Source organism: Streptomyces sp. NPDC006294, from assembly GCF_042870895.1.
Classification (GTDB): Bacteria; Actinomycetota; Actinomycetes; order Streptomycetales; family Streptomycetaceae; genus Streptomyces.
Genome location: NZ_JBIAHV010000001.1, coordinates 340,751 through 355,879 on the forward strand (window position 1 = coordinate 340,751; position 15,129 = coordinate 355,879).

Here is a 15,129-nt window from a genome sequence, read left to right on the forward strand (position 1 = left end):
GTCTCCCCGGAGGGCGCAGCGGCGTCGTCCCGTATCGGCACCCTTACGCGTAGTGCTCCCGCAGCGCCGCCATCGCCTCGGGCGGCGCCCCGACGCGGTCCAGTCCCAGCAGCACCGCCCCCAGCACCGGCGCTGTCGTCACCACCTCGGCGACCGCCTTCGGCGCCCGGACCGCGAGCAGTTCGCGGATGCGCCCGTCGAGTTCGGGGTGGCGGGCGGCGAGCACACTGCCGCCGAGCAGCACCGGGGCCTCCTCGTCGAGGAGTCCGAGCCGCTCCAGGGCGACGGTCGCCATCGCCACGACCTCCTCCGCCTGCCGGTGGACCAGCGACCGGGCCACCGGATCGCCGTCCGCGCTCGTCGCGAAGAGCACGGGAGCCATTTCGTGCCTGCGCCCCGCGGGGATACGGCCCAGATGCAGGGCCTCGATCAGCGCGTACACCGAGTCCACCCCGAAGTGCGCGGGCAGGGCCGTGGCCAGTGCCGTCGGCTCCCCGCGCCCGTCCTCGGCCCGCGCCGCGTGCCACAGGGCCTCGTCCGCGAGGCCCCCGCCGCCGCCCCAGTCCCCGGAGATCTTCCCGAGCGCGGGGAAGCGGGCGGTGCGGCCGTCGGGCAGCATGCCGACGCAGTTGATGCCCGCGCCGCACACGACGGCCACGCCCCGCGGCTCGTCCACCCCGGCCCGCAGGATCGCGAACGTGTCGTTGTAGACCTGAGTGGTGCGCCCCCAGCCCCGCTCGCGCAGGGCGTCGGTCAACTGCCGCTCCTCCACCGGCAGGTCGGCGTTGGCGAGGCACGCGGAGACATGCTCGACCGCGCCGGTGATCCCACCCTGGGCCCTGGCCTTGTCGACCGTGGCCGCGAGGGCGTCGAGCGCCGCCGTGACACCGGCCTTCGACGGCTGGAAGCCCGGCCCGCGGGCCGAGGCCAGCACGGAGCCGTCGGCGCCGACGAAGGCCACGTCGGTCTTGCTGTTCCCCGCGTCGACGGCGAGGACGGCCGCGGCGGTCCTCGCGCGGTTCCCCCCGGAGGACTCGGTCACGCCCACGCGAGGTGCTCCCGGTTGTGCGCGATCAGGCGGTCGGTCAGCTTCTCGGCGTACTCGTACTGCGCGACGAGGGGATGCGCCAGCAGCGCCTTGAAGACCCGCTCGCGCCCACCGCGCAGCGCCGCCTCCAGCGCCAGGTCCTCGTAGGCGGTCACGTTCGCGATCAGCCCGGCGTACAGCGGGTCGAGGCCGCCCACCGGCAGCGGGGTCGCGCCCTTCGTTCCCACGGCGGCCTGCACCTCGATGACGGCGTCGTCCGGCAGGAAGTCGAGCGTGCCGTTGTTGTACGTGTTGACCACCTGGTACGGCGAGCCCGCACCGCCGAGCAGCGACGCGGCGAGGTCCACGGCCGCCTCCGAGTAGAAGGCGCCACCCCGCCGGGCGAGCAGCTCCGGCTTCTCGTCGAGCTGCGGATCGCCGTACATCTCCAGGAGCCGGCGCTCCATCTCCGCGACCTCGGCGGCCCGTGACGGCTTGGTCCGCAGCTCCCGTACGACCTCGTCGTGGCCGTAGAAGTAGCGCAGGTAGTACGAGGGGACGACGCCGAGGCGGTCGATCAACTCCCGCGGCATCCGCAGATCGCCGGCGACGGCGTCACCGTGGTCGGCGAGCAGCCGCGGCAGGACGTCCTCGCCCTCCGGGCCGCCGAGGCGGACGGCGGTCTCCCAGGTGAGGTGGTTGAGCCCGACGTGGTCGAGATGGATCTCGGCCGGCGCCACGTCCATCAGCGCGGCGAACTTCCGCTGGAAGCCGATGGCGACGTTGCACAGCCCGACGGCCCGGTGCCCGGCGCGCAGCAGCGCACGGGTGACGATGCCCACCGGGTTGGTGAAGTCGATGATCCAGGCGTCGGGGTTGGCGCGGCGCACCCGCTCCGCGATGTCGAGGACGACCGGCACGGTCCGCAGCGCCTTGGCGAGACCGCCCGCGCCGGTGGTCTCCTGACCGACGCAGCCGCACTCCAGCGGCCAGGTCTCGTCCTGCTGACGGGCGGCCTGCCCGCCCACGCGCAGTTGCAGCAGGACGGCGTCGGCGCCCGCGACGCCGGCGTCGACGTCCGAAGTGGTGACGATCTCGCCCGGGTGGCCCTGTCTGGCGAAGATTCGCCGGGCGAGATCGCCGACCAGTTCGAGCCGGTCGGCCGCGGGGTCGACGAGGACGAGTTCCTCGATCGGCAGGGTGTCGCGCATCCGCGCGAAACCGTCGATGAGTTCGGGGGTGTACGTGGAACCGCCCCCTACGACAGCGAGCTTCATGAACTGCCTTTCTAGCCCTTCACTCCGGTCAGGGTGACGCCTTCGATGAAGGCTTTTTGCGCGAAGAAGAAGACCACGATCACCGGCGCCATGATCATCACGGTGGCGGCCATGGTCAGGTTCCAGTCGGTCTGATGGGCGCCCTTGAAGGACTCCAGGCCGTAGCTCAGGGTCCAGGCGGCCGGATTCTCCGAGGCGTAGATCTGCGGACCGAAGTAGTCGTTCCAGCAGTAGAAGAAATGGAAGAGGGCCACGGCCGCGATGGCCGGCCTGGCCATCGGCAGCACGATCCGCACCATCGTGCGGAACTCGCCGCAGCCGTCGATCCTGGCCGCCTCCGTGTACTCCTTGGGAATGGTCAGCAGGAACTGGCGCAGCAGGAAGATCGTGAACGCGTTGCCGAAGGCGAACGGGATGATCAGCGGCCAGAGCGTGCCCGCCAGGTCCAGCTGCTTCGCCCAGAAGAGGTACATCGGCACGATGACGACCTGCGGCGGCAGCATCATCATCGCGATGACGAGCATCATCGCCAGATTCCGGCCGCGGAAACGGAACTTGGCCAGCGCGTACGCCACCGGGATGCTGGAGCCGACGGCGAGTACGGTGCCGAGCCCCGCGTAGAGCAGCGTGTTGCGCCACCAGACGAGGAACCCCGGGGTGTTCCACACGGTGGCGAAGTTGTCCCACTCCCAGGTGCGCGGCCACAGATCCCGGGTCAGGGCCTGGTCGTCGCTCATCACCGCGGTCAGGAACACGAAGACGAACGGCAGCAGGAAGAACAGCGCGGCGGCGATCGCCAGCGAGTGGACCGCGATCCACTCCAGCGCGGCCCGCCGCCGCGCGGCCCGCCGGGCAGCGGTGCTCCCGCTGCCCGGGGCGGCCGCCTCGCGGACGGACGTGCGGGCCGGGCTGGGTGTCATGGTGGTCATCGCTCAGTCCTCCGCCGACATGAAGCCGGAACGCCGGCGCATCAGGAACGCCGTGAACGTCATGGCCAGGGCGAACAGCACCAGTGCGACCACGCAGGCGGCGCCCGTGTCGAAGCGCTGGAAGCCGAGGTTGTAGACGGTCTGCGGGACGGTGAGCGTCGTCCTGTCCGGGTATCCGGGCTCGAACTGCTGACCGGAGCCGCCGATCACCCCGCTCGCCACCTTCGCCGCCACCAGCGGTTCCGTGTAGTACTGCATCGTGGCGATCACCCCGGTGACGACGGCGAAGAGGACGATCGGCGAGATGTTCGGCAGCGTGACGTAACGGAACCGGTGCCAGGCCCTGGCGCCGTCCAGCTCCGCCGCCTCGTACTGCTCCTTCGGCACGTCCAGCAGCGCCGCCATGAAGATCACCATCAGATCGCCGATGCCCCACAGGGCCAGGATCGTCAGGGACGGCTTGGACCAGGCCGGGTCGTTGAACCAGCCGGGGGCCGGCAGCCCCATCCCCTCGAGGATCGTGTTCGCCGGTCCCGTACCGGGGTTGAGCAGGAAGACGAACGCCATGGTGGCGGCGACCGGCGGGGCCAGGTACGGCAGGTAGAACAAGGTCCTGAAGACCCCGGGTCCCGTCTTGATCTTCGTGATCAGCAGCCCGATGCCGATGCCGAACAGGACCCGCAGGGACACCATGACGGCCACCAGCCACAGCGTGTTGCGCAGCGCCGGCCAGAGATGCGGGTAGTCGTTGAAGACGTACGACCAGTTCTTGAGGCCCACCCACGTCGGCGGGGCGAACCCGTCGTACTTCATGAAGGAGAAGTAGACGGTCGAGACCAGCGGATAGACGAAGAAGACCGTGAAGCCGATCAGCCAGGGGGAGAGGAACCCGAGCGTCCGCAGCGCGGACCTGCGGCGCTTGGACCGCAGCGCGCGGACGGCCGGGTGGAGCGCGGTGGCTGCCATCAGCGGGCCTGCTCGTTGTCCTTGTCGACCTGGGTGTCGGTCTTGCGCAGTCCGGCGTCGAGGTCCTTCTCCCGGCCGGCCTCGTAGCGAACTCCCAGGTCCTGCGCGGTCAGCAGGAACGCGCCGCCGTTGACGGAGGACGGGGCGTGGGCGCTCTTCGGGTGCTGGGCGATGTCCACGAACGTGCGGTACAGCGGGTCGTCGTTCAGCTCCGGCGACTTCAGCGCCGCCACCGTGGAGGGCACGTTGTGGATGGCGTTGGCGAAGGAGACGACCGCGTCGGTGTCGGTGGAGAGGTACTTCACCAGCTCCCAGGCCGCGTTCTGCACCTTGCTGACCTGGGCGATGCCGAGGATCGTGCCGGACAGACAGCCCTTGCCGTAGTCGGCGGCCTGCTCGTCGGGGACGGGGAAGGGCGCCGCGCCGATCTCGAAGTCCAGACCGGCGTCCTTGGCCATCTTGCCGCGCCACTCGCCGTCGAGCTGCATGGCGACCTGGCCGGTGTGGAAGGGGTGCTTGGGGCCCCACTCGTCGCCCAGGCCGGTGCGGAACTTCTCCAGCTTCTGGAACCCGCCGAGCTTGTCGGCCAGGTTCTTCTGCCAGGTGAACAGGGCCTTCGCGGCCGGGTCCTTCGACAGGTTCGACTTCCCCCGCGCGTCGAAGTACTGGACGCCGAACTGCGCCGCGTAGTGCTCGAACGTCGTCTCGTAGCCCTGGAAGTCGGGCATGAATCCGAGCTGTTCGTAGCCGCTTCCCCTGGTCTTGGTGAGCTTCTCGGCGACCTCGTCGAACTCGGAGAGCGTCTTCGGCGGCGCGGTGATCCCGGCCTCCTTGAACGCCTTCTTGTTGTAGTAGAGGCCGTACGCGTCACCCAGCAGCGGCACCGCGCACCGGTCGCCCTCGTGCTCGGTGTACTTGGCCATCTGCGGCAGGAAGGTCTTCGCCGGGTCGATCCCCGACTTCGCCAGGAAGGGCTTCAGGTCGGCGAGCGCGCCCGTGGTGCAGAACCGGCCCAGGTTGTCGGTGGCGAAGGAGGAGACGACGTCCGGCGCGTTCGAACCGCCCGCCCGCAGCGCCTGGTTGAGCTTGTCGTCCGTGATGCCCTTGACGGTCTTGACCTTGATGTTCGGGTGCTTCTTCTCGAAGGACCTGATGTTCGCCTCGATCGCCTCGACCTCGCTGGGCGCGGACCAGCCGTGCCAGAAGGTGAGCGTGGTCCGCGCGTTCGGATCGTCCGTGGCACCGCTGTCGGCGGATCCCGTGCAGGCCGTGGCGAGAAGCGATATCGCGGCGGTCGCGGCCAGCGCGACACCCGTGGTCCGGCTGTTCTTGGGCATGACGATGTCTCCCTGTGACAAGGACGGGTCGGGGGAAGGGGAGAAACAGAACGCGGGGGTGCAGGTGGGGGAGGGCAGTCGCTGGATCAGTGGGAGGTGTCGAAGACCTCGTCGCGGGTGATGGCCAGGGCCCTTTCCAGCGCGCCGCGCAGCACCGGCTGCCGGCGTACGGACCCGAGCACGAGACGCGGCCGGGACGCGGCCAGCTCGGTCAGCTCCGCCTGGACGCGCGCCCGCAGCGGCTCGCCGCCCGCGACGATGGCCTCGCCGGACAGCACCACCAGCTCCGGGTCGAGGACGGCCACCATGGAGGCCAGACCGGTCGCCAGCCCTGTCGCGTACGCGTCGAGCAGTTGCCCGTACGCCCCGGAGTCGTTCTCCGCGGCCCTGGCCACCAGCGCGGTCGCGACCTCGGCGTGCGCGCCGCTGCCGATGTCCTCGGGGGCGAGGCCCAGCTCGCGGGCCAGCCGGGGGAGCACCTGGGCTCCCGCCAGTTCCTGGAAGCCGCCGCTGTTCGCCTTGGTCACCTGGCGCACCAGCGGGGTGCCGGGCACGGGGAGGAAACCGACCTCGCCGGCGCCGCCGGTGAAGCCGCGGTGCAGCCTGCCGCCGATGACGACAGCGGCGCCGAGGCCGTCCTCGTTCCACAGCAGGACGAAGTTGTCGTGGCCGTGCGCCGCGCCGAGACACTGCTCCGCGACGGCGGCGAGATTGACGTCGTTCTCGTACTCGACGGGCATCGGCAGAGCGGCCGCCAGCTCGCCGAGGAGCGTGGGGGAGTGCCATCCGGGCAGGTGGGAGGCGTACCGCAGCCGTCCGGTGGACGGATCGAAGGCGCCGGGAGTGCCGATGACGAGGCGGTGGACGTCCGCGCGGGTCAGACCGGCGGCCTTGACCGCGCCGTCGAGCGCGTCGGTCACCTGCCGTACGACGGAGTCGGCGCGGCGCCCCGGGGTGGGCAGCTCGAACTCGCCGACGGTCTCCCCGGCCACGTCGGCGACGGCGGCCCGGATGCGCTCGGGGGTGACGTCCAGACCGGCGGCGTGCGCCACGCGTCCGTTGATCGCGTACAGCTGGGCGCTGGGGCCGGGCCGCCCCTCCGTGGTGCCGGTGACGACGACGAGACCGGCGGCCTCCAGCCGGGCCAGCAGCTGGGAGGCGGTCGGCTTGGACAGTCCGGTCAGCTTGCCGATCCTGGTCCGGGAGAGCGGGCCGTGCTCCAGCAGGAGATCGAGCGCGGCCCGGTCGTTCATGGCGCGCAGTACGCGCGGAGTACCGGGCGTGGTTCCGGCCACGACGGTTGCACCTGCCTCTCGGAGCGGCCTCTCGGACCTGGACTGTTAGGAAAGTTTCCTATCGGCCTGGGACGAAAGTAAGCCGCAGGTCGGGTGCCCGTCAATGGCAAACACCCCTCGGGCAACCAAAGCGTTACCCGAGGGGCGTGGTGTGTCATCCGTTCCGACCGGTCGACCTGCCTGCGGGGAACCGCCCGGCGGGCCGGCCCCGGCCCGGGCTCACTTCGTGAGGTTGGCGGGCGGAGTGATCGGCGAGGCGGCGATCGACTGCGGCGACCGTTCCGACGCGAAGGCCGACGGGGCCGCCATTCCGGCGGTCGGGTCGGCGGGGGACTCCTCGGCCTGCTGCGGCAGCCCGCCGACGATACGGATGCCCCGCTCGTCGAACGCCCGCTTGATCCGCCACCGGACCTCCCGCTCGACGCCGAGCGCCTTGCCCGGCATCGTCTTCGCGGAGACCCGGAACGTCATGGAGTCCAGCAGCACCTCGGTCAGGCCCAGCGTCTCGAGCGGGCCCCACAGCTGCTCGTTCCACGGCTCGTCCTTCGCCAGGCCGTCCGCGACGTCGGCGATGACCGACTTCACGCGGTCCAGGTCCTCGGAGGGGCGAACCGTGACGTCGACGGCCGCGGTCGCCCAGCCCTGGCTCAGATTGCCGATCCGCTTGATCTCGCCGTTGCGCACGTACCAGATCGCGCCGTTCTCGCCCCGCAGCTTGGTGACCCGCAGCCCCACCTCGATCACCTCTCCGGAGGCGACACCGGCGTCGATGGAGTCCCCGACCCCGTACTGGTCCTCCATGATCATGAAAACGCCGGAGAGGAAGTCGGTCACCAGATTGCGCGCGCCGAAACCGATCGCGACGCCGGCCACACCCGCGGAGGCCAGCAGTGGGGCCAGATCGATCTCGAAAGCGCCGAGGATCATCAGACCCGCGGTGCCGAGGATCAGGAACGAGGCGGTCGATCGCAGCACGGACCCGATGGCCTCGGATCGCTGGCGCCGCCGCTCGGCGTTGACCAGCAGTCCCCCGAGTGTCGTGCCCTCCACGGCCTGCGCGGAACGGTTCATCCGTGCTATCAGCTTCGTCAGCGCCCGGCGCACCAGCACCCGCAGCGCCAGCGCCACCACGAGGATCAGCACGATACGCAGCCCGGTGTTCAGCCAGATGGACCAGTTCTCCTCCACCCAGCCGGCCGCGCTCTCCGCACGCTTCGCGGCCTCGTCGAGGGTGACGGGGCTCGGCGAGGGGTCGTTCTCCAGCAGCGGGGACGACCAGGAGGACCAGAAGGCGGTCACGGGAAGGAACCTCCAGCTTGCGGTGACAGACCAATAACATTAACCGGGCATCCGGGCTCCTCCGGCCTCTTCCGGACGCGAGAGACGCGGCTCACCACCGCCGGTTTCAAGGGGGCGCGTCACCCTTGTGGCGGAAAACACCTCGAGCCCGTTACGCATACGTGGTGGCGCAGAAAGCGGCGATGAGTAGAAACTGATGGCAGATCGTCCCGGCGCGAGCCACGCGCCGCCGGCGTACAAGGAGGCATCCCCGTGCCGCACGTCCTGGTCCTCAACGCGTCGTACGAGCCCCTCGGCGTCGTACCGCTCCGCCGCGCGCTCGTCCTCGTACTGGAGAACAAGGCTCTCTGCCTCGAGGAGTCCGGCGCCTTCATGCATAGTGAGACCCGCGTCATCGCCGCGCCCAGCGTCGTGCGACTCAAACGTTTCGTGCGGGTCCCCTATCGGGGGCCCGTTCCTCTTACCCGCAAAGCGCTCTTCGCCCGCGACGGCGGGCGCTGCATGTACTGCGGTGGCATCGCAACCAGCGTCGACCACGTAGTCCCGCGCAGCCGCGGGGGGCAGCACGCATGGGACAACGTGGTCGCCGCGTGCCGCCGCTGCAACCACGTCAAGGCCGACCGTCACCTGCGGGAACTCGGCTGGCGCCTGCGCCACCAGCCGGCTCCGCCGAGCGGGCTCGCCTGGCGCATCATCGGCACGGGGCACCGGGACCCGCGGTGGCTGCCGTACCTCCAGCCGTACGGGGCGGACGACGCGATCACCCGGATCGACGGCATCTCGGCGTGACGGCCCGCCGGGCCCGCCGGGCGGCGGGGTCTGGCCGTGGTGCGTCGGTGGGCGACCGGGCCGTCGGCTCCGTGCCGGTGGCTGGGCGGTCCGGGCTCCTCCCTGGCGCGGTACCGCTCCGCGCGGTGGCCTCGGTTTCCCCTTTACGGCCTGCCGGCCCCAGGCCGGGCTGAGAATCCCGCCGCGCGGCAAACCGCCCCCGGCCCGGGCCGGCTTCCGCTGGACCGGGGGAGCCGGCTCGGCCGGGTGCCCAAGCCCCCGGCGGCTGAGGCGGGGGGGCAGGTGGCCGGGCGAGTCCGTCAGGACGGGCAGCTTCAGCCTCGCCGGCGTTTGAGGCGCGGGGTTGGGGGCGGAGCACCGCCGGGAGGGGCAAGTTCCAGCCCCGCCGGCGATTGAGGCGCGGGGGCATGGGGGCAGAGCCCCCGGCACCTCAGGACGCTGGGGCCACCCCGTACGCCTCGACCGAGAACAGCGAGTACCCGAACTCCGTCGCCCGCTCGTCCCCCTGTATCCGGACGAAACGCGTGTCCTTCGCGTCCATGCCGACCGACTCGCGGCCGCCCCTGCCGTCCGTGACCGTCGCCGCCGTGCGCCAGACCTTGCCGTCGGCGGAGACCTGGACGCGATAGCGGGTCGCGTACGCCTCCTGCCAGTGGAGTCTGACCTGGCCGACCCGGGCCGAGCGGGGGAGTTCCACCTGCCACCACGCGCTCGGGCCGATCGGGGACGACCAGCGGCTGCCGGCGTCGCCGTCGATCGCGGCGGCGGCCGGGAAGTCGGGTGTCTCGTCGCCGGACGAGGACGCCCGTGCGCCCGCCTGGCGCGCCAGGTCGCCGCCCGCGGTCGCCGGGACGGCGCGCACGGTCAGCGTGCGCTCCTGGCCGGCGAAGGAGAGCGGCACCCGGTACTCGCCCGCGGGCGTGTCCTTGGGCACGGTCACCTCGACGGGCACCGTGGTGCGCTGCCCGCGCGGCACCGTCGTCCGCTCGGGGAGGGTGACCTCGATGCCCGCCGGCGCCTTCGCGGTGAGCTCGCCGCGGACCTCGCCGGGCCGCTGCGCGGTCAGCCGGACCCCGACGCGCTGCGGCTTGCCGCCGATCTCGGCGTCGGTCGTGTCGCGGACCAGGTCCAGTCCGGCCGCCGGTTCGTCCGCGAACCACGGCACCAGGGAGCGTACGGCCGGCAGGTCGCCGCCCGCCGTGACGCGTACGGCGTCCACCCGCAGCCCCTTGGCGTCGGCCTGCGTCCAGCCGCCCGCCGACAGCGGCCCGAGCGAACGCCACCCCTCGCCGGGGACGTGCACCTCCAGCCGGCCCGCCGACTCGGCGGACCGGGAGGAGCCGTTGACGGGCGCGGTCATCGCGGTGACGGCGGTGAGCGGCCGGGGCCGGTCCAGGCGTACGACGTCCTCGCCGGGCTTGCCCGCCGCCGCCTGGGTGGCGCCCGTCCAGGCCTGCGACTCCTTCACCGCCCGGTCCAGGAACGGCGCCAGCACGCCCTTGCCGACCGTGGCCCGGCCGGCCGCGGCCTGCGCACGCAGCGGCTCCAGCGCCAGCGAGGCGCGCCACGCTGCCTCGCCGTCGCCCCGGCTCTGCGCCTGGAGCATGTCGACCGCCAGTTCGCCGGAGCGTCCGTAACGGGCCAACTGGGTCAGCCACGGCCGTACTTCCGCCGCCAGCCGGCCGTCCGCGGTGTCGGCCAGCCGGTCCGGGGCCTGGCGCATCACCGTGAAGGCGGCGCGCAGGGCGGCCGCGGCACGGTCCCGCTCCTTGGCGTCGGACGCGGTACGGGAGCGCCAGAACCTGTCCAGCAGCGGCCGCAGGTACGCCGATTCCTCGTCGGGGCTCAGGATCGACGACGCGTCGTTGCCCGCGAGGGCGTGCAGCGCCTCCCGTACGTCCGCGTCGCCGCCGGACAGGTCGTCCAGCGCGGCCTGCCAGGACGGCTCGGGCCGGTAACCCTTCGGGTTCCAGGCGTAGTCGGCGGCGGTGAACAGCGGGATACGGGAGGCCGCGGCCTGTTCCATCGCATTGGCGAGCAGCGCGGCGGAACCGGTGGCCACGGCGGGCTCCCGGCCGGTGTACGGGCCGAGGAATATCCGGTCCTGCGCGTAGTCGTTGACCGGATAGTTGTCCATGGTGACCAGCGGATGCTCGAAGGCGTCCCGCGCGCCCGCCAGTTCGCGGCCGGTGATGGTGCGCGGCACCACGCCCACGCCGGTCCAGGCCACGCTGACGCCGCCGTCCAGCTGCTCGGCGAGCGCGCGCCGGTAGTCGGTCGCGCCCTCCTGGTAGAACTCCGTCGGCATCACCGACAGCGGTTCCGCCTCCGGGTGCCGCTCCGCCAGGTGACGCGCCACCGCGCCCGCGACCCGCGCGTGCGCCCGCGCCGCCGCCCGGGGGCCGGACCCGAAGGTCTCGGCGTCCTTCGAGCAGTGCCACTCGCTGTAGCTGACGTCCTGGAACTGCAGCTGGAAGGCGCGGAAACCGAGCGCCCACATGGCGTCGATCTTCCGGGTGAGCGCCTTCACGTCCGCGTCGTCGGCCAGGCACATCGACTGCGCGGGCGCGACGGCCCAGGCCAGGGTGACGTGGTTGCGGCGCGCCCGTTCGGCCAGTTCGCGGAACTCGGTCCGCTGGGCCGCCGGATACGGGTCGCGCCAGCGGGCCTGCCGGAACGGGTCGTCGCCGGGGGCGTAGAGATAGCGGTTCTGCTTGGTGCGGCCCATGAAGTCGAGCTGCGCCAGCCGCTGCTCGCGGTTCCAGGGCTGCCCGTAGAACCCCTCCGTGGTGCCGCGCACGGCGGTCCCGGGCCAGTCGCGCACGACGACGCCCGCGACGGTCCCCCGTTCGATGAGCTGGCGCAGGGTCTGCACCCCGTGGAAGAGGCCGTCGTCCCCGACCCCGTCGAGGGCGACGGTGTCGCGGCCCGCGACGCGGCCGACGGCGAGCCGGTAGCCCCCGGAGGGGAGGTCGGCACGCTCCGGCGCACGCAGGGCGCGCAGCGCCGACGCGGCCTCGCCACCGCCGAGGTGCACCACGGGGCCGCGTCCCGGCAGCGCGGTGTGCACGGTCCGCACGCCCGCGGCGTGCAGCAGTTCCGTCAGCAGCGCGGCCGCGTGCGGGTCGGCGGAGGGTCCGGCGGCGACGGTCACCTCGTCGCCGAGCCGTACCGCCTCTCCCTGGGCGCGCAGCGACTGCGGGCGTGGCCACACCGCCGGGGTGGCGACGGAGCCCTGAGGGTCCTGCGCGGTGCCTGCGGGGGAGCCCGGCTCCTGCGGCTGGAGGGTCGCGCCGTGTGCCGCTCCCGCTCCGCCGAGCAGGCCGCCGATGACGGCCACAGCGACGGCTGCCGCGGTACGTCTCCTGGCCCCGAGCCGCACGGCTTTCTCCCCTCGTCGCGCCACTGCCGTTCCGGTCGGCCCGAGCCCACCACCACCACCGTCGGAGTGTCAATGTGCGTGGCCGTTGTGGGTGTTTTGCCGGATGTGGTGAATGATCGGAGACGACTGCCGGACGGGGAGCGGAATGTGACACGGAACACGTCGGCCGATCGGGTACGTCTGCGGTTCCGCCCGCTGGGTAGGGCTGCTGTGACCCCTCATGTCTGCTTGGAGTGATCACCGTGGCCGCATCCGCTCACCTGCTGCTCTCCGCCCTGTCCAAACAGGTTTCGGGACAGCTCCCTGGCCCGTCGAAACCGGCACCGACCGCCTGTCCGCTCGACCACGAGGCGCCGCTCACCAGCGAGCCGTCGCTCGCCTATGACGTTCCTCTCACGAGCGAGCCGCCGCTCGCTCACGCCGCCCCCCTCACCAGCGAGCCCCCGCTCGCCGACATCGCGCCCCTCACGAGCGAGCCGACCGCCCACGGCACGGCAGGCGGTGCGGAGTCGCCAGGGGTCTAAGGAGTCCGCATGGGTCTTGCCCGGCTTGCCGAGCTGCACGGAGTCGCCACCGCGTTCTCGCCCGCCAGGGGCGTCACCGCCGCAGTCCCGGATGCCACCGTCGTGGCTGTTCTCGCCGCGCTGGACATCGACGCGTCCACGCCGGAGGCGGTACGCGCCGCGCTGGAGCGCGCCGAGCGGGCCGCCGCGGAGCGGCTGCTGCCGCCGACGGTGGTCGTATGGCGGGGCCCCGACGGCGGAGGGCCGGCGATCCCGCCGGACCTGGCCGGCCTCCCCGCCGGCACGCGACTTTGGCTGACCATGGAGTCGGGCCAGGAAGTCGACTGGACGGCCCCCGCGGTCCCGGACCTGGCCCCCGCGCCCCCGGACACGGCCCCCGCGTCCCCGGACACGGCCTCCGCCCGTCCGCCGGCGGACCGGTACCGGACGGCCGCGACGCCCCCGTCTCCACCGGGCGCCGCCGCCCCGGCCGGTCAGGAACGGACCGGGCGGGAAGCCGGCCCCGGTGACGGCGCGGACACCGCGCCGTGGCGGCAACTGCCGCTCGGTGTGCACCGGTTGCACGCCGAGGCGCCGGACGGGCGCTCCGCCCGTGCCGCCCTCGTCGTCGCCCCGGACCGCGCGCCGGTCCCGGAAGGGCGTTCGCACGGCTTCCTGGTGCAGCTCTACTCGCTCCTGACCGCCCGCTCCTGGGGCATGGGCGACCTCGGCGACCTCGCCGAGCTGGCCGCCTGGTCCGGGCGGTCCCTCGGCGCGTCCTTCGTCCAGGTGAATCCGTTGCACGCGGGAGTGCCGGGCGCCCCCACCGACCCGTCCCCGTACCGCCCTTCCTCCCGGCGCTTCCCCGACCCCGTCCATCTGCGCGTCGAGGACGTCCCCGAGTACGCGTACGCGGACCCGGCGGCCCGGCAGCGGCTGGAGGAGCTGCGCGACAAGGCGGCCGAGCTGCGTGAGTCGGTGCTCGCCAAGGGGGCGTTGATCGACCGGGACGCCGTCTGGGAGCTCAAGCGGGAGGCGCTGGAGATCCTGCACCGCGTCCCTCTCGGGCCCGGCCGCCACGCCGCCTACTGCGCCTTCCTCGCCGAACAGGGCCGCGCGCTGGAGGACCACGCCACCTGGTGCGCGCTCGCCGAGGTGCACGGCCCTCAGTGGCACGACTGGCCGGCCGCGCTGCGCGACCCGCGCTCACCGCTCACCGCGGCGGCCAGGACCGAGCTGACCGACCGGATCGACTTCCACAGCCGGCTGGTGTGGCTGACCGACGAGCAGCTGGCGGCCGCCGGCCGCGCGGCGGGCGAGGCCGGCATGGAGATCGGGATCGTCCACGACCTCGCGGTCGGCGTGCACCCCGGTGGCGCCGACGCCTGGGCGCAGCAGGACGCGTTCGCAGCGGGGATGTCGGTCGGCGCCCCGCCCGACGCGTTCAACGCCCACGGCCAGGACTGGGGCCTGCCGCCCTGGCGGCCCGACGCCCTGGCCGCGTCGGGGTTCGCCCCGTACCGGGGCCTGCTGCGCGGCATCCTGCGCAACGCGGGGGCGCTGCGCATCGACCATGTGATGGGTCTGTTCCGGCTCTGGTGGGTGCCGGCCGGCAGCCCGCCCACCGAAGGCGCCTACGTCCGGTACGACGCGGAGGCGATGCTCGCGGTGCTCGTCCTCGAGGCGCACCGCGCGGGGGCCGTCGTCGTGGGCGAGGACCTGGGCACCGTGGAGCCCGGCGTGCGGGAGGCCCTCTCCCGGCGGGGCGTGCTCGGCACCTCCGTGCTCTGGTTCGAACGGGACTGGGACCGCGACGGGCGCCCGCTGCCGCCCGGGAAGTGGCGCGAGGGCTGTGTCGCCACCGCCACCACGCACGACCTGCCCTCCACGGCGGCCCGGCTGACCGGCGGCCATGTGGAGCTGCGCCACCGGCTCGGACTGCTGGCCCGCCCCCTGGAGGAGGAGCGCACCGAGGACGCGGCCGACGTGACCGAATGGCTGGGTCTGCTCGGCGGCCTCGGCCTGCTCCCGGAGGGCCCGGACGACGAGGAGGGCGCGATCCGGGCCGTGTACCGGTATCTGCTGCGCACACCGGCCCGGATGGTCGGCATCTGGCTGCCGGACGCCGTGGGCGACCGCCGCCCGCAGAACCTGCCGGGCACCTGGGACCAGTACCCGAACTGGCGGCTGCCCGTGTCCGACGCCGAGGGGCGCCCGACGAGCCTGGAGGAGCTGGCCGCCTCGCCGCGGCTGCACCGCCTGCTGGACGTCTTCACGTCCCGTACGGCACCCCCGGACGCGCGGCTGTCATAGCCGTTCGCTACG

General features: G+C 72.8%; 11 protein-coding genes. 3 read left to right on the forward strand and 8 right to left on the reverse strand.

From position 1 onward, the window contains the following. Positions 1–43: 43 nt before the first annotated feature. The 7 genes from ACFYOP_RS01540 to ACFYOP_RS01570 form a co-directional block, all read right to left on the reverse strand. Positions 44–1,048 carry a BadF/BadG/BcrA/BcrD ATPase family protein gene (locus ACFYOP_RS01540; protein WP_356889730.1) on the reverse strand — a complete coding sequence of 335 codons (1,005 nt, stop codon included), beginning with the start codon at positions 1,046–1,048 and terminating at the stop codon, positions 44–46. Beyond that, positions 1,039–2,304, reverse strand: a complete 1,266-nt coding sequence (locus tag ACFYOP_RS01545) for a 6-phospho-beta-glucosidase (protein WP_356889732.1) — start codon at positions 2,302–2,304, stop codon at positions 1,039–1,041. Before ACFYOP_RS01545 ends, ACFYOP_RS01540 begins: the two co-directional genes overlap by 10 nt. 11 nt (positions 2,305–2,315) lie before the next feature. Continuing rightward, positions 2,316–3,224: a carbohydrate ABC transporter permease gene (locus ACFYOP_RS01550; RefSeq protein WP_388450695.1), complete on the reverse strand. Its 909-nt coding sequence runs from the start codon at positions 3,222–3,224 to the stop codon at positions 2,316–2,318. A gap of 12 nt (positions 3,225–3,236) precedes the next feature. Further along, positions 3,237–4,199 (reverse strand): sugar ABC transporter permease, encoded by a 963-nt coding sequence (locus tag ACFYOP_RS01555; protein WP_356889736.1) that lies wholly within the window; start codon positions 4,197–4,199, stop codon positions 3,237–3,239. Further along, the gene (locus tag ACFYOP_RS01560) at positions 4,199–5,536 is read right to left on the reverse strand and encodes an ABC transporter substrate-binding protein (protein WP_356889738.1); all 1,338 of its coding nucleotides are present in this window, start codon (positions 5,534–5,536) and stop codon (positions 4,199–4,201) included. The genes ACFYOP_RS01555 and ACFYOP_RS01560 overlap by 1 nt, the downstream gene beginning before the upstream one ends. Positions 5,537–5,622: 86 nt before the next feature. Beyond that, entirely contained in the window at positions 5,623–6,831 is a 1,209-nt protein-coding gene (locus ACFYOP_RS01565; protein ID WP_356889740.1) for an ROK family transcriptional regulator, read from the reverse strand. A gap of 219 nt (positions 6,832–7,050) precedes the next feature. Beyond that, on the reverse strand, positions 7,051–8,130 hold the full coding sequence (locus tag ACFYOP_RS01570) for a mechanosensitive ion channel family protein (protein ID WP_356889742.1): 1,080 nt from the start codon (positions 8,128–8,130) through the stop codon (positions 7,051–7,053). 252 nt (positions 8,131–8,382) lie between these two features. Here ACFYOP_RS01570 and ACFYOP_RS01575 point away from each other — a divergent pair, with 252 nt between their 5' ends. After that, positions 8,383–8,919, forward strand: a complete 537-nt coding sequence (locus ACFYOP_RS01575; RefSeq protein ID WP_356889744.1) for an HNH endonuclease — start codon at positions 8,383–8,385, stop codon at positions 8,917–8,919. Between the two features lie 430 nt (positions 8,920–9,349). On the opposite strand, the gene ACFYOP_RS01580 is transcribed toward ACFYOP_RS01575, so the two are convergent. Beyond that, positions 9,350–12,301 carry a beta-N-acetylglucosaminidase domain-containing protein gene (locus ACFYOP_RS01580; protein ID WP_356889746.1) on the reverse strand — a complete coding sequence of 984 codons (2,952 nt, stop codon included), beginning with the start codon at positions 12,299–12,301 and terminating at the stop codon, positions 9,350–9,352. A gap of 242 nt (positions 12,302–12,543) precedes the next feature. Here ACFYOP_RS01580 and ACFYOP_RS01585 point away from each other — a divergent pair, with 242 nt between their 5' ends. Together ACFYOP_RS01585 and malQ are read left to right on the forward strand one after the other, a co-directional pair. Then, positions 12,544–12,825, forward strand: a complete 282-nt coding sequence (locus ACFYOP_RS01585) for a hypothetical protein (protein ID WP_356889748.1) — start codon at positions 12,544–12,546, stop codon at positions 12,823–12,825. A gap of 9 nt (positions 12,826–12,834) precedes the next feature. Continuing rightward, a complete protein-coding gene (malQ, locus tag ACFYOP_RS01590; RefSeq protein WP_356889750.1) occupies positions 12,835–15,117 on the forward strand; it encodes a 4-alpha-glucanotransferase in 2,283 nt (760 codons plus the stop codon). Positions 15,118–15,129 lie beyond the last annotated feature (12 nt).